This is a genomic window from Barnesiella viscericola DSM 18177, from assembly GCF_000512915.1.
In the GTDB taxonomy this organism is placed as follows: domain Bacteria; phylum Bacteroidota; class Bacteroidia; order Bacteroidales; family Barnesiellaceae; genus Barnesiella; species Barnesiella viscericola.
In genome coordinates this window covers 183943-203617 of record NZ_CP007034.1, presented here as the reverse complement: position 1 = coordinate 203617, position 19675 = coordinate 183943, and the positions used below count along the sequence as shown (strand labels likewise).

12 protein-coding genes are annotated in these 19675 nt (G+C 49.6%); 3 read left to right on the top strand and 9 right to left on the bottom strand.

Annotated elements, in window-relative coordinates:
* Window positions 1-12: 12 nt before the first annotated feature.
* From feoB to dapF, 5 genes are all read right to left on the bottom strand, one after another.
* A complete protein-coding gene (feoB, locus tag BARVI_RS00800) occupies window positions 13-2418 on the bottom strand; it encodes a ferrous iron transport protein B (protein ID WP_025277390.1) in 2406 nt (801 codons plus the stop codon).
* Between the two features lie 185 nt (window positions 2419-2603).
* Window positions 2604-4496 (bottom strand): amidophosphoribosyltransferase, encoded by a 1893-nt coding sequence (locus tag BARVI_RS00795; RefSeq protein ID WP_025277389.1) that lies wholly within the window; start codon window positions 4494-4496, stop codon window positions 2604-2606.
* A gap of 134 nt (window positions 4497-4630) precedes the next feature.
* Entirely contained in the window at window positions 4631-6820 is a 2190-nt protein-coding gene (locus tag BARVI_RS00790) for a glutamine synthetase III family protein (protein ID WP_025277388.1), read from the bottom strand.
* Between the two features lie 45 nt (window positions 6821-6865).
* Entirely contained in the window at window positions 6866-8101 is a 1236-nt protein-coding gene (locus BARVI_RS00785; protein ID WP_025277387.1) for an LL-diaminopimelate aminotransferase, read from the bottom strand.
* Window positions 8102-8118: 17 nt separating this feature from the next.
* The gene (dapF, locus tag BARVI_RS00780; RefSeq protein ID WP_025277386.1) at window positions 8119-8958 is read right to left on the bottom strand and encodes a diaminopimelate epimerase; all 840 of its coding nucleotides are present in this window, start codon (window positions 8956-8958) and stop codon (window positions 8119-8121) included.
* Window positions 8959-9265: 307 nt separating this feature from the next.
* On the opposite strand from dapF, the gene carA reads away from it, so the two are divergent.
* From carA to BARVI_RS00765, 3 genes are all read left to right on the top strand, one after another.
* Window positions 9266-10336, top strand: coding sequence for a glutamine-hydrolyzing carbamoyl-phosphate synthase small subunit (carA, locus tag BARVI_RS00775; protein ID WP_025277385.1), 1071 nt, complete (start codon window positions 9266-9268; stop codon window positions 10334-10336).
* A 19-nt stretch (window positions 10337-10355) separates the two neighbouring features.
* The gene (carB, locus tag BARVI_RS00770) at window positions 10356-13604 is read left to right on the top strand and encodes a carbamoyl-phosphate synthase (glutamine-hydrolyzing) large subunit (RefSeq protein WP_025277384.1); all 3249 of its coding nucleotides are present in this window, start codon (window positions 10356-10358) and stop codon (window positions 13602-13604) included.
* A 179-nt stretch (window positions 13605-13783) separates the two neighbouring features.
* A complete protein-coding gene (locus BARVI_RS00765) occupies window positions 13784-14296 on the top strand; it encodes a hypothetical protein (RefSeq protein ID WP_025277383.1) in 513 nt (170 codons plus the stop codon).
* 6 nt (window positions 14297-14302) lie between these two features.
* Here BARVI_RS00765 and BARVI_RS00760 read toward each other — a convergent pair whose 3' ends face one another.
* The 4 genes from BARVI_RS00760 to BARVI_RS00745 all read right to left on the bottom strand — a co-directional run bounded on the left by BARVI_RS00760 (window position 14303) and on the right by BARVI_RS00745 (window position 19510).
* Window positions 14303-14662: a YbaN family protein gene (locus BARVI_RS00760; RefSeq protein ID WP_025277382.1), complete on the bottom strand. Its 360-nt coding sequence runs from the start codon at window positions 14660-14662 to the stop codon at window positions 14303-14305.
* A gap of 209 nt (window positions 14663-14871) precedes the next feature.
* Complete coding sequence (locus BARVI_RS00755) at window positions 14872-16209, bottom strand: S41 family peptidase (protein ID WP_025277381.1); 1338 nt, start codon at window positions 16207-16209, stop codon at window positions 14872-14874.
* Between the two features lie 119 nt (window positions 16210-16328).
* Window positions 16329-18641, bottom strand: coding sequence for a TonB-dependent receptor (locus tag BARVI_RS00750; protein WP_025277380.1), 2313 nt, complete (start codon window positions 18639-18641; stop codon window positions 16329-16331).
* Between the two features lie 101 nt (window positions 18642-18742).
* Complete coding sequence (locus BARVI_RS00745; protein WP_038534212.1) at window positions 18743-19510, bottom strand: helix-turn-helix domain-containing protein; 768 nt, start codon at window positions 19508-19510, stop codon at window positions 18743-18745.
* Window positions 19511-19675 lie beyond the last annotated feature (165 nt).

The following is a 19675-nucleotide window of genomic DNA, read 5'->3' as shown; positions in this document are numbered from 1 at the left end:
GTTGTTAATCCGTTATATAAACAATGAACCTATCTGATAAACAAGGAACGCGACAATCCAAGCCACACAAGTATTGTAGACGATGGTAAAGAGACCCCATTTCCAACTGCCCGACTCCTTGATGACAGCGGTAACCGAGGCTACACACGGGAAATAGAGCAACACGAACACCATAAACGTGAGGGCTATCAAAGGGGTGAAATCGGGCTTGCCGGTTTCGGGATTGGGCTGTGAGATACGTTGCGACAGCGAAACACCTTCGTCCGAATCGCTCTCGGAGTACAATACCCCGAGCGTACTTACGACCAGTTCCTTGGCGGCCGTTCCCGACAGCAGCGAGGTTGTTACCTTCCAGTTGAAACCGAGTGGCTCGACAAGTGGTGTCACGGCCTGCCCTATCCTACCCAGGTAGGAGTTGCTCTGCTGCTCCATCTGCTCCTGCGGGGTGAGTTCCCGCTCATAGGCTTCCTTGGGCCGCGGAAAATAACTCAATGCCCAAATGATGACCGAGGCGACCAGGATTATCCCACCCATCTTGCGCAGATACTGTTCGGCTTTGCTCCACATGTGTCGCAAGGTAGCTTTGGCAGTAGGCATACGATAGGGAGGCAACTCCATGACAAAGGGGGTCTCGTCGACTTTGAAGAGGAAACGCCTCAACAGTTTGGCAGTAACGATAGCAACCAGAATGCCCAACAGATAGAGGCTCACCAGAACCAGACTGGCATGCTGGGAGAAGAAGGTCCCCACCAACAGGATATAGATGGGGATACGGGCACTGCACGAGATAAACGGGTCGATAAGTATGGTTATCAGCCGGCTGCTGCGGCTCTCGATGGTACGGGTAGCCATGATGGCCGGCACGTTGCAGCCGAAGCCCATGACCAGCGGTATGAACGATTTTCCGTGCAGACCTATCTTGTGCATGATCTTGTCCATGATGAAAGCGGCTCGGGCCATATACCCCGAATCCTCCATGAACGAGATGAAAAGATAGAGTATCAAGATGTTGGGCAGGAAGACGATTACCCCTCCTACTCCACCGAGCACACCGTCGATTAACAAATCCTTCAAGGGGCCTGCCGGCATGTAGGTGGAGACCAGATCGGACAACCAGGCGACAAAACTCTCTATCCACGACATGGGGTATGCCCCCAGCGAGAAGGTAGCTTCGAACATGAGCCACATGAGAAAGATGAAAATGGGGAATCCGAACAGCTTGTTGGTGACAAACGAGTCGATGAGACGGGTTGTCTTCGTCTCCTCCTTGTCGCCCGGCGTATAGGTCTCGGCCAGAGCGCCCGAGATAAATCCATATTTCTCGTTGGCTATGGCCGACTCGATATCCTCGTTCAACGTAGTCTCAATCTCTTTGACCTCTTGGTCGCGCAGTTTCATCAATGCAGGATAGGAATCGGCTCCCTCCAAAATCTTCTTCACTTCGGCATCGCCTTCGAGCAGTTTGATGGCCAGATAGCGGGGCGAAAATTCCCGCGTGCAGGTGGGGTCCTGCTTCAACATGTTTTTCAGCGGGGTGATGCCGTTTTCAATGACATTACCCAAATTGACGTGGACGTGGCGCACGGCCTCGTTGCGACCTTCATAGACATCGATGATGGTATCGAACAACTGGTTTACCCCTTTGCCCGAGCGGGAGACCGTGGGGACAATAGGCACACCTATCATGTTGCCCAGATGCTGATAATCGATCTTACCACCGCTTTGTTCCAACTCGTCGAACATGTTCAGCGCGATGACCATGCGGTAGTCCATATCGATAAGCTCGGTCGTGAGATAGAGATTCCGTTCCAGATTGGAAGCTACGACCACGTTGACCAGCACATCAGGTGTCTCGTCTTTGAGGTAGCGGCGCACATAGAGCTCCTCGGGCGAGTAGGCCGACAGCGAATAGGTGCCGGGCAAATCATAGATATTGAAATGATAGCCGTTGTACTCGAAAAATCCTTGCTTGGCATCGACGGTAACACCGCTGTAATTGCCCACGTGCTCATGAGCTCCCGAAGCGATGTTGAAGAGCGAGGTCTTGCCGCAGTTGGGATTTCCCACCAGGGCAATATTGATGGTCTTGGTACTCTTCGTGAGAGCCCGTTGTATACATTCGTCCTCTTCCGACGGTGTCAGTTTCGACTCACTGCTTCCTTTATGGTCATCAGCAAAAACGGCCTCGGCCTCTTCGGGGGTAATCACCTCGACCAACGAAGCCTCGCTGCGGCGCAACGAGATTTCGTAGTCCATGATTTTATATTTAATCGGGTCTTTCAACGGGGCATTCAGCTCGACGAGGACAGTCTGCCCTCTCACAAACCCCATTTCGATAATCCGTTTACGGAACGCACCGTGACCTAATACCTTTACAACAACCGCTTTTTCGCCTGTTTTCAAATCGGACAACCGCATATTCTATCTTGTTTATCTATGTTTCAGACTGCAAATTTCGCAAAATGTTCCGATTTATTGCTATATTCCCCCTATATATTATTTATAATCCGTATAAATAATAACATATTTTCACAGCACTGAAACAGAAAGGCGGGCCCGATGCGCACACATCGTCCCGCCTTACATCTGTCTAACAAGGCATTTTATTGTTGTCGCTTACTGTCGGCGCCTTCCATGAAATTAACAAAGGCATTGTTTACCAACCGATTACCTCCCGGCGTGGGATAATTGCCCGAGAAGTACCAGTCGCCGGGGTGACCGGGAATGGCCTGATGCAACCCTTCGAGTGTCTGATAAATAATCTCGACCTGAGCGGTAATGTCGTCGGAGGTAAGCATCTGAGCGATTTTCTGCGATACCTCTTCTTGCGTGAAGGGGGCATAAATCTCTTTCACATAGTTGACCACCTCTTCCTTGGGGAGATTCTGCTGGGCCTTGGACTTGCGGTAAACCTCATCGATAACCGACTGCATGCCCCGCTCTTTCAACAGCTCCATCGCAGCCTTGAAGGCGATAAATTCACCCATGCGCGACATATCGATACCGTAACAGTCGGGGAACCGTACCTGGGGTGACGAAGATACGATAATGATCTTCTTGGGGTGAAGCCGGTCAAGTATCTTGATGATACTTTGTCGCAAGGTGGTACCCCGCACGATACTGTCGTCGATGACGACGAGGTTGTCGACACCCGGAGCCACGGTACCGTAGGTGATGTCGTAGACGTGGGCGGCCAAATCGTCGCGGGTATCACCCTCGGCAATAAAGGTACGCAACTTGATGTCCTTGATGGCCACTTTCTCGGAACGGACTTTCAGCGAGAGTATCTGCCGCAACTCCTCGTCGGTGAGGTGCTCACCGGCCTGACGGATGCGGGCAAGTTTCTGCTCGCTCAGATAGCTGTCCAGCCCTTCGAGCATGCCATACCAAGCCACCTCGGCCGTGTTGGGAATAAATGAAAATACGGTATGTTCCAGGTCGTAGTTGATACTCTTCAAAATCTGGGGAGCCAAATAGCGGCCCAACTCCTTGCGCTCGCGATAGATGTCGACGTCGCTTCCCCGCGAGAAATAGATACGCTCAAACGAACAGGCGCTGTAATTCAACGGCTGTAAGATTTGCTCGATGTGCATCTCGCCGCGCCGGTTCACAACCAGACACTCGCCCGGTTGCAATTCGCGCACCTGCTCGACCTGCACGTTCATGGCTGTCTGTATTACCGGACGCTCCGATGCAACAACCACAATTTCGTCGTCGGCGTAATAAAAAGCCGGACGAATGCCCCTCGGGTCGCGGAAGGAAAACATGTCACCGCTGCCGGTCATGCCGCAAATGACATACCCGCCGTCCCAAATGCGTGAGGGCTTTTTGAGTATCTCGGCAATATTCAGGTTATTCTCGATAGCCTCGGTAATTTCAATATCGCCAAGCCCCTCCTGCTTGTAACGGTCATACAGCCGCTGGTTTTCCCGGTCGAGGGCGTGCCCCAGCTGTTCCAGCAAGACAAACGTATCGGCATAGCTGCGGGGGTGCTGTCCCTGAGCCACAATGCTCCCAAAGATTTCGTCGACATTGGTCATGTTGAAATTGCCGCACAGCAACAGATTTCTCGACCGCCAGTTACCCCGACGCAGGAACGGGTGCACATACGACAACCCCGAACGGCCGGTGGTACTGTAACGCAAGTGTCCCATATAGACCTCGCCGGCAAAGGGCAGATGCAGAGCGGCCCATTCGGCATCGGTCGGGTCGTGGGGAGTATTTTGTATCTGATTCCTTACATTGCCAAAAATCGCCTGTATGGCACCGGTACCCATCGCCCGTTCGCGATAGATAAACTCTTCGGCCGGTTGCGCATGCAGTTTCACACAGGCCAGACCGGCCCCCTCCTGCCCCCGGTTGTGCTGTTTCTCCATGAGCAGATAGAGCTTGTTCAGCCCATACATGTAAGAGCCGTATTTCTGTTGATAATAGGCCAGCGGCTTCAAGAGCCGTACCATGGCTATGCCACACTCGTGTTTGATAACTTCTGTCATATAAATCGATTCCTCCAAAAACGATTGTTCTTGTTATAAAACAAAACGAGCCACAACAAGATTTTCAAAATCTCTGTTATGGCTCGTTTCGGTATTCATAGGTCATTTATCTCGATGGGGTTACTGAACTCGCTTTAACGGATAAACAACAGTTCTCTATACTTGGGCAGCGGCCACATCTCGTTGTCGATCATCAGTTCGAGCTTGTCGATGTGATAGCGAATCTCGTCGAGGTGCGGAGCCACCGTATCATGATAGGCAATGGCTTTCTCGCGCTCGTTCTCTATCTTGTTGGCCACCTTGCGAGCCTCGACCATGGTGTGTACCTTCTCCTTGATGGTGAGCAGGTGGTGGGCTATCTTCTCGATGACCTCCATATCTTGCGTGGCAATCTGCTCACTCTTCTCGGCCGGGAACAGACTCTTAATCTTGAACACGTTGTCGAGCAGGAGCGACTGGTAGCGCGTGGCTACCGGCACAATGTGATTGATGGCCAGGTCGCCCAGCACACGGGCCTCGATTTGTATCTTCTTGGTGTATATCTCCCATTTCACCTCGTTGCGGGCCTGCAACTCTACGGGCGTAAAGACGTGTGTGCGTTCAAACATCTTCACCACGTCGTCTTTCAGATAGTTGTCAAAGATGAGCGGTACGCTCGTCTCGCAATCGAGACCACGACGTTCGGCCTCGGCCTTCCACTCATCGCTGTATCCGTTACCGTCGAAGCAGATGTCCTTGCTCTCATTGATCAGTTCTTTGACTACCGTGAGAATAGCCTGCTCCTTCTCCTTGCCTGCGACGATGAGTGCATCGACCCGCTCCTTGAACTCCTGCAACTGGGAGGCCACGGCGGCATTCAAGGCAATCATGGCGCTGGCGCAGTTGGCCGACGAACCTACGGCCCGGAACTCGAAGCGGTTACCGGTAAAGGCGAAGGGCGACGTGCGGTTACGGTCGGTGTTGTCCATCAGGATTTCGGGAATCTGTGCGATGTCCAGTTTCAGCCCGGCCTTGCCACTCATGTTCAACACATCTTCCGAAGTACTCTTGGCCAATTTGGCCAATACCTCGCTAATCTGTTTGCCCATGAAGATGGAGATGATGGCGGGAGGTGCCTCGTTGGCTCCCAACCGGTGACCGTTGGTGGCCGACGAGATGCTGGCTTTCAACAGACCGTTGTATTTATAGACGGCAGCCATTACATTGACAATGAATGTAATGAATTGCAGGTTTTCTTTGTGTGTCTTGCCGGGAGCAAAGAGCAGTACTCCGGTATCGGTGCCCAGCGACCAGTTGTTGTGCTTGCCCGAACCGTTTACACCCTTGAAGGGTTTCTCGTGCAGCAGCACTCTGAAATTGTGACGACGAGCGACCTCGCGCATCACCGACATGAGCAACAGGTTGTGGTCGTTGGCCAGGTTGGTCTCTTCAAAGATAGGAGCTACTTCGAACTGGTTGGGAGCTACCTCGTTGTGACAGGTCTTTACCGGGATACCCAACTTGTGGCATTCGATTTCGAGATCTTGCATGAAGGCTTCGACCCGCGAGGGAATGGCCCCGAAATAGTGGTCTTCGAGCTGTTGGTTCTTGGCGCTCTCGTGCCCCATGAGGGTGCGACCGGTGAGCACCAGGTCGGGACGGGCTGCATAGAGGCTCTCGTCGACCAGGAAATATTCCTGTTCCCAACCCAGATAGGAGTAGACGTGGTTGACGTTCTTGTCAAAATATTTGCACACGGCGGTAGCCGCCTTATTCACGCTGTTCAATGCTTTCAGCAAGGGTGTCTTGTAGTCAAGCGACTCGCCCGTATAGGAGATGAAAACGGTGGGAATACACAGTGTCTTGTCGAGTATAAATGCGGGCGACGAGATGTCCCAGGCCGAATAGCCCCGGGCCTCGAAGGTGTTGCGGATACCCCCATTGGGGAAGCTCGACGCATCGGGCTCCTGCTGGATAAGCAACTTGCCCGAGAACTCCTCGACAACACCGCCTTTGCCGTCGTGCTCGATAAACGCATCGTGCTTTTCAGCCGTACCGTCGGTGAGCGGCTGGAACCAGTGTGTGTAGTGTGTAGCTCCCATTTCGAGGGCCCACTTGCGCATACCGGCAGCGACGCTGTCGGCTACCTCGCGACTCAGCGGAGTGCTGTTGTCGATGGCCTGGATTACAGCCTCATAAGTCTTTTTGGGAAGATACTTGAACATCTTCTCCCGGTTAAAGACATATCGTCCGTAATACTCAGACGGTCGCTCATTCGGATAGTTCACAGGGACAGCCTTTCGACTAAAAGCCTCTTTCGTCACCTTGAATCTTAGCATTGACATAGTTGAATCTATTAGGTTAAATGATATGTTTCTTCTCTTCCTGTTTTACAACTTCCACTCCTGAATACGCGAAATGGCTTCGACCGTATCTTCATACCGCCCGAACGCCGTCAAGCGGAAATAGCCTTCGCCCGAAGGACCGAACCCGACACCGGGGGTTCCCACAATATGGCACTCGTGCAACAGACGGTCGAAAAACTTCCACGAAGATAATCCATTGGGGGTCTTTACCCAAATATAAGGAGCATTATCTCCACCGAAAATTTGCAGACCGATGCGTTGGAGCGACTCTTTCAGGAGTCGAGCGTTGCGCATATAGTATTCGATAGACTCTTTTATCTGTTGTGTTCCCAGCTGACTGTATGCAGCCTCGGCAGCCCGTTGAACGATGTAGGAGGTACCGTTGAACTTGGTGGTCTGCCGGCGGTTCCACAGGCGGTTTACACCGACTTTCTCGCCAGCGGCATTGTAGAGTTTCAACTCTTTGGGTACAACGGTATAGCCGCAGCGCAAGCCTGTAAAGCCGGCTGTCTTGGAGAAGCTGCGGAATTCGATGGCAACCTGTTTGGCACCCTTCATCTCGTAGATGCTGTGCGGGATATTCTCGTCGTGGATAAAGGCCTCGTAGGCGGCATCGAAGAGGATAAGCGACTCGTTTTCGAGAGCATAGTCGACCCACTTCTGCAACTCCTCTTTCGAGAGAGCCGTGCCGGTGGGGTTATTGGGATAGCACAGGTAAATAATATCGGGACGTTCGGTAGGCAATGCGGGGACGAAATTGTTTTCGGCCGTACAGGGCAGATAGACAATCTGGCTCCAATGCTCACCGTCACCGGCCAACTCGCCGGCCCGACCGGCCATGACGTTGGTATCGACATAGACGGGATAGACGGGATCGGTCACGGCTACCCGATTCTTTACACTCAGAATATCGCCGATGTTTCCCAAGTCGCTCTTGGCTCCGTCACCCACAAAAATCTCATCGGCATCGAGCTCGACACCCCGCGAACGGTAATCGTGTTCGATAATGCGGTCCTGCAAAAAGCGGTAACCCTGTTCAGGTCCGTAGCCCCGGAAAGTTTCGGCATGGCCCATTTCATCGACAGCCTTGTGCATGGCCTCGATAATGGCCGGAACGATGGGGCGCGTCACGTCGCCAATGCCCAGACTGATGATTCTGGCCTCGGGGTGTTGCTCCTGATAGGCCGTTACCTTCTTTTTTATATCCGAGAAAAGATAGCTCTCGGTGAGTTTCAGATAATTCTCATTAATCAATACCATATACTTCTACTTATTTATTATTTGACGTCGGGCCATTCCCCTTCAAAGACGGTGACGGCGCCGCCGGTCATGTAAATTCGATTGTTCTGTTCGCGCCACTCGATGGAGAGGTCACCTCCCAGCAGATGCAGTGTAGCCCGACGGTCGCTCCGGCCGTTGAGCACGGCAGCTACCAGCGTAGCGCAAGCCCCGGTTCCACAGGCCAATGTCTCACCGGCGCCACGTTCCCAAACCCGCATCCTCAGGTCTTGCGGCGACTGTACCTCGACAAACTCCACGTTGGTGCGACGAGGGAAGAGCTCGTGATGCTCGATGAGCGAACCGATGTGATGCAGGTCGTAACGGTCCATTCCATCGAGAAAAATGACAGCGTGCGGATTGCCCATCGACACGCAAGTGATGGCAAACGTCTCTCCCTCGACCTCCAACGGGTGAGCGATAACGGGACTGTCGGAAAGATTCACCGGAATTTCGGGGGCCGACAAGATGGGCTCTCCCATATCGACAGTCACCTGTTCTACTGTACCGTTCTGTGTATGTAGTGTGAGGTGTTTTACCCCGGCCAGAGTTTCGAGTGTCAGTTCCTTTTTCGTAGTCAGACCCTTGTCATATACATATTTGCCCACGCAGCGTGAGGCATTCCCGCACATCTCGGCCTCCGACCCATCGGAGTTGAACATGCGCATGCGAAAATCGCAACTGTCGGAAGGCATGATGATTACCAATCCATCGGAACCTATTCCAAAATGCCGGTCACTCATTTGTCGGGCCAAACTGCCCAAATCGGCCGGCAATTTTTCAAATCCATTCAGGTAAATATAATCATTGCCTGCCCCTTGCATTTTTGTGAATCTCATAAGAACACTCTTTTTGATACAACATTTTGGTTTTCTAAAACTAAATGCAATTATTTCGTCGCAAAATTAGCCTTTTTGACAAAGATAGTTACAAATCGAAAGTATAAATATTGTATAAATATATTTATGTTATATAAAACAGGTCGGTATAGGATTGTCTACCAGTCCCGTCGAAAAATTTATTTCTACAATCTGTCGGCAAAACCTGTGGAATAGGGATTTTTTCATTATCTTTGCATGGTTTTCACGATAGAAATCCACCTTACTCAACTAAGCTAATTACTAATACATATATAATTCTATCGTAATGCAAACAACAAAAAAGGCTTCTCTAATCCTTGATGACGGTACCGTATTTGTCGGGAAATCATTTGGCTACGAAAAACCTGTTGCCGGTGAGGTCGTCTTCAACACTGCCATGACGGGCTACCCCGAAAGTTTGACCGACCCCTCCTACTCCGGACAAATCTTAGTGACTACCTATCCACTTATCGGAAACTACGGAGTACCTCGACGGGAAAAGGTGAATGGATTGTCGCGATTCTATGAATCGGAGAAAATTCATGTCGAAGCGTTGGTCGTATCGGACTACTCGTTTGAATACAGTCACTGGAACGCCGATAAAAGTCTGGCCGACTGGTTGAAAGAAGAACAAGTAGTCGGCATCTACGACATCGACACCCGCGAGTTGACCAAGCGATTGAGAGAGCATGGTTCCATGAAAGGGAAAATCGTCATCGACGGTGGCGAAGACATCGAGTTTGTCGACCCCAACCTCTCCAATCTGGTGGCCAAAGTGAGCTGCAAAGAGGTGATCCGATATGGGAACGGGCAGAAAAAAGTTGTTCTGGTCGATTGTGGCGTCAAGCACAACATTATCCGCTGCCTGCTCAAACGCGATGTGACCGTGATTCGCGTACCCTGGGATTACGATTTCAACACGCTCGACTACGACGGGCTGTTTATCTCCAACGGTCCGGGCGACCCCGACATGTGTGGCATTACCGTAGAACACATACGCCAGGCCATGAGCGGAATCAAACCCATCTTCGGCATCTGCATGGGGAACCAGTTGCTGTCGAAGGCCGGAGGAGCCCGTACCTACAAGCTCAAATATGGCCACCGCAGTCACAACCAGCCGGTGCGTCAGGTGGGCACGAACCGCTGCTTCATCACCTCGCAGAATCACGGCTTTGCCGTAGACAACTCGACCCTCGGTGCCGATTGGGAACCGCTCTTCATTAATATGAACGACGGGACCAACGAGGGTATTCGTCACAAATCGAAACCCTACTTCTCGGCCCAGTTCCACCCCGAAGCCGCCAGTGGTCCTACCGATACCGAATTCTTATTCGACGAATTTGTAAAACTGTTGTAAACCCGGAAATATCAGACCTATGAACCAAGAAGAGATCAAAAAAATAAAGAAAGTACTGTTGTTGGGCTCCGGAGCCTTGAAAATAGGTGAAGCCGGCGAATTTGACTATTCCGGGTCGCAAGCCTTGAAAGCCCTTAAAGAGGAAGGCATCACGACGGTTTTGATCAACCCCAACATCGCTACGGTGCAGACGTCGGAGGGTGTAGCCGACAAGATTTATTTCCTGCCGGTAACCCCCTACTTTGTCGAGCGGGTCATCCAAAAGGAGAAACCCGACGGTATTCTGTTAGCCTTCGGCGGACAGACGGCTCTTAACTGCGGTGTACAACTCTATCAGGCCGGCACGCTCGAAAAGTATAACGTGCAGGTGCTGGGCACACCAGTACAGGCTATCATGGACACCGAGGACCGCGAACTCTTTGTCAAAAAGCTCGATGAAATCGATGTGAAGACCATCAAGAGCGAGGCCGTCAACTCCATAGAAGATGCCGCCCAAGCGGCTGCCGAACTGGGCTACCCCATCATCATTCGGGCTGCCTACGCCCTGGGAGGCTTGGGCAGTGGTTTCTGCGACAACGAAGAGGAGCTGCGCATCAAGGCCGAAAAGGCCCTGTCGTTCTCGCCCCAAATTCTGGTAGAGAAATCGCTCAAAGGCTGGAAAGAGATCGAATACGAGGTGGTGCGCGACCGCTACGACAACTGCATCACGGTATGTAACATGGAGAATTTCGACCCGCTGGGAATCCACACGGGCGAAAGTATCGTGGTGGCACCGTCGCAAACGCTCACCAACAGCGAATATCACAAACTGCGCGAACTGGCCATACGCATCATTCGTCACATCGGTATCGTGGGCGAGTGCAACGTACAATATGCCTTCGATCCCAAGTCGGAAGACTACCGGGTAATCGAGGTGAATGCCCGATTGAGCCGCTCGTCGGCCCTCGCCTCGAAAGCCACGGGTTATCCGCTGGCCTTTGTTGCCGCCAAACTGGGATTGGGTTACGGTCTGTTCGACTTGAAAAACTCGGTAACCAAAGAGACCAGCGCCTTCTTCGAGCCGGCACTCGACTACATTGTCTGCAAGATACCCCGCTGGGACTTGGGTAAGTTTCAGGGCGTAGACCGCGAACTGGGTTCGAGCATGAAATCGGTCGGCGAGGTCATGGCTATCGGCCGCACCTTCGAGGAGGCTATCCAGAAAGGTCTGCGCATGATTGGTCAGGGCATGCACGGCTTCGTAGAGAATAAGGAACTGGTGATTCCCAACATCGACAAATCGCTGCACGAGCCTACCGACAAACGTATCTTTGTCATCAGTAAGGCCATGCGTGCCGGTTATACGGTAGACCAGATTCACGAACTGACCAAAATCGACTGCTGGTTCCTGCAAAAACTGATGAACATCGTGCGCACGGCTCACGACTTGGAAGAGCTTGACGAGTCGATTACCAGCGCCGAGAATCCCGAGAAATACTACGACCTCATGCGTAGGGCCAAGATACAGGGCTTCTCCGATTTCCAGATCGCCCGTGCCATCTGGAAAGAGAAGATGGAAGACTGCCACATGCAGTGGGTGCGCCAGTTCCGCAAATCGCTGGGCATCGTCCCCGTGGTAAAACAAATCGACACGCTGGCTGCCGAATATCCGGCCCAGACCAACTATCTGTATCTGACTTACAGCGGTATCGCCAACGACGTGAAATACCTGGGCGACCGCAAGTCGATTGTGGTACTGGGCTCGGGAGCCTACCGCATCGGCTCCTCGGTAGAGTTCGACTGGTGCGGCGTGCAGGCTTTGAATACCATTCGCAAAGAGGGTTACCGCAGCGTGATGATCAACTACAACCCCGAGACGGTATCAACCGACTACGACATGTGCGACCGGCTCTATTTCGACGAGCTGACCTTCGAACGGGTGATGGATATTCTCGAACTCGAAAATCCTCACGGCGTAATCCTCTCGACCGGTGGACAGATACCCAACAACCTGGCCACGCGCCTCGACGAGCAACACGTGAGCATACTGGGTACGACGGCCGACAGTATCGACAACGCCGAAGACCGTCACAAATTCTCGTCGATGCTCGACTCGCTGGGTATCGACCAGCCCCGCTGGCGCGAGCTGACCTCGTTGGCCGACATCTACGACTTCGTGAAAGAGGTGGGCTATCCCGTGCTGGTGCGCCCCTCTTACGTACTCTCGGGAGCTGCCATGAACGTCTGCTCGAACAATGCCGAGCTGGAACAGTTCCTGCAACTGGCCGCCAACGTATCGAAGAAACACCCGGTTGTTGTCAGCGAGTTTATCCAACATGCCAAAGAGATTGAGATGGACGCTGTGGCCCGCAATGGCGAAATCATCATCTACGCCATATCGGAGCACATCGAGTTTGCCGGTGTACACTCGGGCGACGCCACCATACAGTTCCCGCCGCAAAAGCTCTATGTCGAGACCGTGCGACGCATCAAGAAGGTAGCCGGGCAGATAGCTCAGGCGCTCAACATATCGGGCCCCTTCAACATCCAGTTCCTGGCCAAGAACAACGACATCAAGGTAATCGAGTGCAACCTGCGAGCTTCGCGTAGCTTCCCGTTCGTATCGAAGGTTTTGAAAATCAACTTCATCGAACTGGCCACGAAGGTGATGATGGGACTGCCGGTAGAAAAACCGGGCAAGAACGAGTTCGACCTCGACTATGTGGGCATCAAAGCCTCGCAATTCTCCTTCTCCCGCTTGCAGAAGGCCGACCCTGTGCTGGGTGTCGACATGGCCTCGACCGGCGAGGTAGGCTGTCTGGGACTCGACACGAGCGAAGCCATCTTGAAAGCCATGCTCTCGGTCGGCTACCAGATTCCCAAAAAGAATATCCTGCTCTCAACCGGTACCGCCAAACAGAAGGCCGATATGCTCGAAGCCGCACAGCTCCTGCATGAGAAGGGATACAACCTATTTGCCACGGGCGGAACGCACCAGTTCCTCACCGACAACGGTATCCCGGCCGTGAAGGTCTACTGGCCCAGCGAGAGCGATCACGAACCTCAGGCCTTGGAGATGCTGCACAACAAGCAGATTGACCTGGTGGTGAACATTCCCAAGAATCTGACGCAAAAGGAGCTCGACAACGGCTACAAGATACGTCGTGCAGCCATCGACTTCAACATTCCGCTTATCACCAACGCCCGGTTGGCTTCGGCCTTTATCGAGGCTTTTTGCAGCTTGAATATCGACGACATTCAAATCAAGAGCTGGGACGAGTACAAGTAAAGCGAGAAATCCCTCCATACCTCAAAAGCGCGACCTCCTGCTGTGAAGGCCGCGCTTTTTTATAACTATTTTTTGTCTAAAAGGAATAAATTATTATCTTTATGCTCACTATTTAGAGGAATTGTTTCTCACGATTCCTGGAAAGAACAGGTACCTTAATCGACACAACACGTAACAGAATGAAAAAATTTATTTATGCTGCTGCCCTTTTACTCATGCTCGCGACAGTCAAGACGCATGCGCAAACCTTCATGGATCGGGTACATTTCGAATTTTCAGCCGGAACGGGAATGGAAAACAAAGGAATAACGCCCGTTGACTTTTCATTCAAGTCCCAGGTGGAATTTGTTTCTATCGCCTATCTCTTTGTTACGGTCGAAGACAACATTTCCCTATACAAAAACAAGGAGGTTAAAACTTATTATAATGGGGTCAGCTTAGGCGGTGGCTTGGGTGTAAAACTGCTCGACGGCGTGAAAAGTATCCATGCCCTTGACGTACGGGCAAAGGCATTGAGCAGCGTGGGCTGCCCCTCTTGGAACCGCTCGTCCTACGACATCTCCCTGGCCTGGTACCTCAGGTCGTATAGATTCTCGCCTGTCGTCGAGCTGGGTTATCGATTTATCGATTCGCACACCTCGGGTCTCAGCAATTGTGGGAACGCCTTCCTCTCCATCGGATTCAGATACTGACAACGACTATCTGCGGGTCTTGTACGAGAGGATATGCCACGACAGGGCCATGGCCAGCAGGATAAACAAGAGCGCGAGCCACCACACCCGAGCCACAAACAGGGCGCAATAGAGCAGCGTAATCCACACCAGCGATACCGAGATGATTTTCACCCGCAGCGGTATGGCCTTATGTTCGAGAAAGTCGCGGATATAGGGACCCAGCCGCTTGTGATTCAAAAGCCAATGATAGAGCCGTGGCGAACTGCGCAGCCACAGGGCTGCCGACAGCAGCAGAAAAGGGGTGGTAGGCAACAGCGGCAGGAAGATACCGGCTACCCCCAAGCCGAGAGAGAGTCCGCCTAAAAGAATATAGATAACTTTCACGGTGCAAAAATACGACAAAACCCGAAGCCGGAAAGAATACCCGCAAGAAAACCAGTGGGAACCGGCAACCTATTGCTCGGAATGTGCTCTGCCCCATCAAATGGGAGACTTCTCCCCTGCTCCACGACTTTAAAAACAAATGCGAGGAAGAATCTGTTAACATCGAACCAAGAAGTTCTTCCCTAAAAATTTACTGTTCCGTTATTGTACTACTTAGCTTGGTGGATATGTATTATGTTAATTGCCGTGTCCAATGCGGTATCAGTTTTACCTAACGCATCATTCAAGGTATATTCGATATTAGTATCCGGCAAAACTCCGGTATAGATGATATCAGAGCCATCAGGGTTAGAAAATCGACAAAACGAAACCTGAGACCAATAGCCATGCCCATGGTCATTCACTTTTGGAGAACTGACTACTCCGGCTGTCGATGTGCCTACTATGGTAGCCAGTTTCAGATTCTTCATCGTCACGGCAAAATCTTCGGCGGCTGAAGCCGTAAATCCATCGACAAGTAAAATGATCGGCGATTTGATTCTCAATGAATCGGGTATTTTACTTTTAAATGGGTCTAATTGTATCGGCTGCATTGCAACCCCATTATAATAATCGGCCAATTGAGGTACGTTTTTCCCATACAACTCGATAGCCGTATTTGAAACTCTGCCTGTAAGCATAAGTCCATCTTGAATATTCACATCTGAATCTGCTATATATTGTATAAGATTATGCCACGATTCATCTGTACCGCCTCGGTTGCCTCGTATATCAAAAATGACTCCTTTTGATGATATAAATTGCGACAGATATTTCTCAAACTCCTCTTTTACCGATTGAGGTTTAGCAAATGTGGTCAACTTCATATAGAGAATATCACCGGGTAGATTCTTTACATAACATATACGATTGTCCCGCTGAATAAGCCAGTCTGATATATCCTCATACCCTATGATACCCGTTGTTAAAGAAACCTCTTTCATCTCTCCGTTGGGGGTCTTAATACTACAATTATAACGAGTGTCCTTATCTCCTGTCAAAAAGAAGTCTAACGCTTTCCTTTTTCTCCAATTTTCATTGGAAGCCGGGACAATCGGATAAACCTGTTTTTGCAGGTAATCCATCAATGGTTCGCCTTCAACTTCAACAATCTGACTGCCAAGGGGTATCTCTTGTTTTAGGGCTGTGGGGATATTGGTCACAAATAATTGATCTTTGACCCAAGAAAAGACAACAGGCACTTTGTACCTTTTGATGTTGTTATCATTAAATTTAGTATGTCCGTCTTGAAAACTCGAAAGGAATTCGGCCATGAGATTAGAAAAATGCTGTTCGCTTTCTGCATGTAGAACTTTGGGGATATACTCTTTGTACAGACTATCGGGGTCAACCTCCTTAAACCGTTCAGGGAAGGCAAAATTCTTGCACACATCCTTCCATACAGAAGAAAGGATATATATCCGCTCATTTGTGGTAGTCTGAGCTTTTGCTGGTACCTGTATTGCAAATAAGCCGACTAATGCAATAGCAAAAAGACATTTTTTCATTGTACCCTATTCTTTGGTCGTAAAGATAGGAAATTATATCTTATCCATAAATGAAGCGAGGGAGAATCTGTTGTCTCCAATGCCCTCAGGTCTCCTCACCTTCATCGGCTTCAATCGTATCAATTTCGGTTCAAGATTCCGGAATCCTTATCCCGGTTCTGTATTTTCAATTTTACACCCGATTTAGATTGGCCAAATGAGAAATTATAAACGAGATTGACATATACCATATTGGCATTGTTGATGATTCTTTCGGTCTCCGTACGTCGTAGGAGCGATGTCCCAGATACAGATGTAACCTGTTTCCAGGAGTCATAGAACGGGTATCTTATACCTCCGGTGAGGGTCAAGTTTTTAATCGGTTTATAAGACAACTCTACCGATGCCATGCTGGGTATGTTTTTCGTTGTCTGTCCGATAAGGGATTTCTTTTGAGTCTGATAGAATACCTGCAATCCCCATTGATGACAGGCAAGATATACCGAGGGTATGATGGAATAGCCGGTATGGTTCCATTTCGAGGTGCCCCATTTATTTATCTGATGGAACACTTCGGAGTACAATCTCAACCTGAGCATATTGTTTGAAAATGGATACCACTGTAAAAAGAGGCTGGCTTTCATGTTCTGTGCATAATCCAGATTCCCAAAGGTTTCGATGATGTTTGTATGGTCCGATTGAAAAATCGGGGCGATGGCATCTTTCGTATAGGAATACCCCACTTCTGCATTGATAATAAATTTCTTGAACCCTTTGAAATAGGAGAATGAAAAATCATGGTTGTTGCTTGGGCTCAAATGGGGATTCCCGACAAAGATGTAATTGGGATCTTTATAATATGGATTATAAGTCAACGAAGAGACCGACGGGTTTTCGGTATTTATTTCATAATTGAACATCAGGTCGGAGCTTGGGTCTATGAAATATCCCAATTTCACCTGAGGGCGGAAATAGGTGAAGTTGTAGGTCTTGTTCTCGATAGTGGTAAATATATGGTTGTTCACGCCGGCGCTGAGGCTGTAATTGAATCTGTCGCCCCACATGCCGGTTATTCCCAGATAGGAGTAGATTTCATGGGCCGTTATCTTATTGTTCGACGGCAGGTTATTCTGAATGCTGTTGTTGTACATGTATCGTGACCCAGCATGCAGATTCACCGTTTCCATTTTATAGGTATACAACGCTTCTCCAATAACCGAATACTTGTCGGTATGTATTACCGTAGCCGTTTCAAAATCGGGTTCTGCTTCCAGCAATTCCTGATACTCATAATCATAATCCGACTTGTAGTATGTACCGACGAGATTCACAATAAGCTCATGTTTGGAGCCGAACGATTTACTGAAATACATATCCATAACCGGACTGATGTATTTGTCTTTGTCCCAACTCTCCCCTGTTTTACGGGATTCCTTACCGTCCACACTTGACAGAATATCCTGCACCGAGGAGCGTCTGCGATTCAAGGAGTTGAAGGAGAGTTTCGTACTGAACAGATAGTTGTCGGCTTTTGTGTTGTTGAAGCTGATTTCGGCCACCTGCTGCTCATAGGCATAGGGGCTGTTGCGCCCGCTCTTTCTCTTTTCAAAATCTGTTCCGCCGACGGAATAGGCCATTTCTTCGTCCAGCACCCTTTTGTTGTAGTTCCTGTAATTGATATTGTATGTCACACCAATCTGCGAATGTCCCCAGTTGTATTTGAAGTTGACGACATTGTTGCCAAATCCTGTGGTCACGGCATTCTGGGTATTGACCCCGACCGACTCACCATTCTGTTTTTCCCGGGTCACCACATCGATTACGGCCTCCAGTCCCATATTGGAGTATTGGACAGGCGGCTGGGTATAATAGTCGATTTTGGCAATATTCTCAGGCGATATGACAGACAAGTCTATCGGCGTTGATGGTATGCCATTGATCAGAATCTTCACGGCCTTGCCGTCCACCGACGAAACACTTTGATCAAGAACTTGAATCTTGGGCAGGAACTCCAACGCCGACAAGGCACTGCTGTATTGACCCTTTTCGGCAGGAGTCAATTTATATTCCTTCTTATCGGCAAACCGTTTTACCAAGCTGGCCGACACGACCACCTCGTCCAAATCAAGAGGCTGTTCTTTCAGAATAATAAGTCCGACATCGGTATTCCCGGCTACCGTGATTTCCGTGGAGTAATCTTCATAGCCTAAAAAAGAGATGCTCAATATATATTTACCATCGGCTACTTTCTCCAACTCAAATAGCCCGTTCCGGTTGGTCGTGCCCCCTTTACTGCTTGATGTATCATGGCCCTGATACAATCTCACCGAGGCTCCTGCAACAGGTCTATTCCCCGAGTCTGCGACTACCCCCTTTACCAAACCTTGTGCCCAAGCCGATACCGAAAACAGTATCCATAAAAGAGTTGCAACGATTGTTCTCTCCCTCTTCATAATTTGCCGTTTTTTGTTGACAAATATATGAGCGAGGTGGCAAAAAACTGTTATAGAGGGACTGACATTTGGCTGACATTTAGCCAACAATACACTGATAATCAGCGTTCCTTTGTTTTCAGTACATAGAAATGCCCCTTTTCTGCCTCAATCTTTACATTACAGGCTCTTTCCAAAACCGGCTTTATTCGGCGGACCAATGTATATAGAGTATCGCGAGCATCTTCTTTCCCGGGCCAAAGGCTATGACATATCTCTTCCACCGACAATCGATGATTCTTCGCTATTATGAACATTTTCATGAGTTGATACTGCATGGGAGTAAAGTAAATCTCTTTCCTCGCCTCATCAAAAAAGAGATTGGAAGACTTTGAGAAATGCAATGCTCCAACACTTATCGTTTCCGATTCTATGATATTATTGACTTTTTCAGACGGCTTCATACGGAAAAACATAATGGACGAAAGCCCCCATAATATACTTATAATAAACAATATGGAGGGTAGTTTTTGTTCAGACATTCCAAATATTGCGGCCTTTGAGCAGTTTGGATATGCTCTGATATGCAATCTTTCGTCCCCTATTTTATAACTCATTGTATCGCTACAAAAAGGAATTTTACTAGGCTCCTCCGTGCAAATAGACAAATAAGAGGTCTCCTTCAATTGGTCTATTTGCAGTTTTGATCGAAATACCTTCAAGGTATCCACTGTTATGTGGTCATATGTTTTATACAGAATCGTTTGGGCTAATGCCTGATTTACATCGTTGATAATATATTCTTTGGTAGTCGTATAGTTGCCATAACTTAAAAATAATGACGGAAGCATTAAAGAGAAAAAGACTATAATTGCAGCTATTGGTTTCATAGTGTTCTTTTATATCATGAGGTATTAGTATCTACAAATATAGTGAAAGAAGAATTGGGAGACAAATGGGAACAAGAGTTTTACGTGAATATGCAGGCCGACGATGCAATCCACCACTTTTTCTATCAACAAAAAAAGGGAGCGCCCGGATTTCCCGGGACGCTC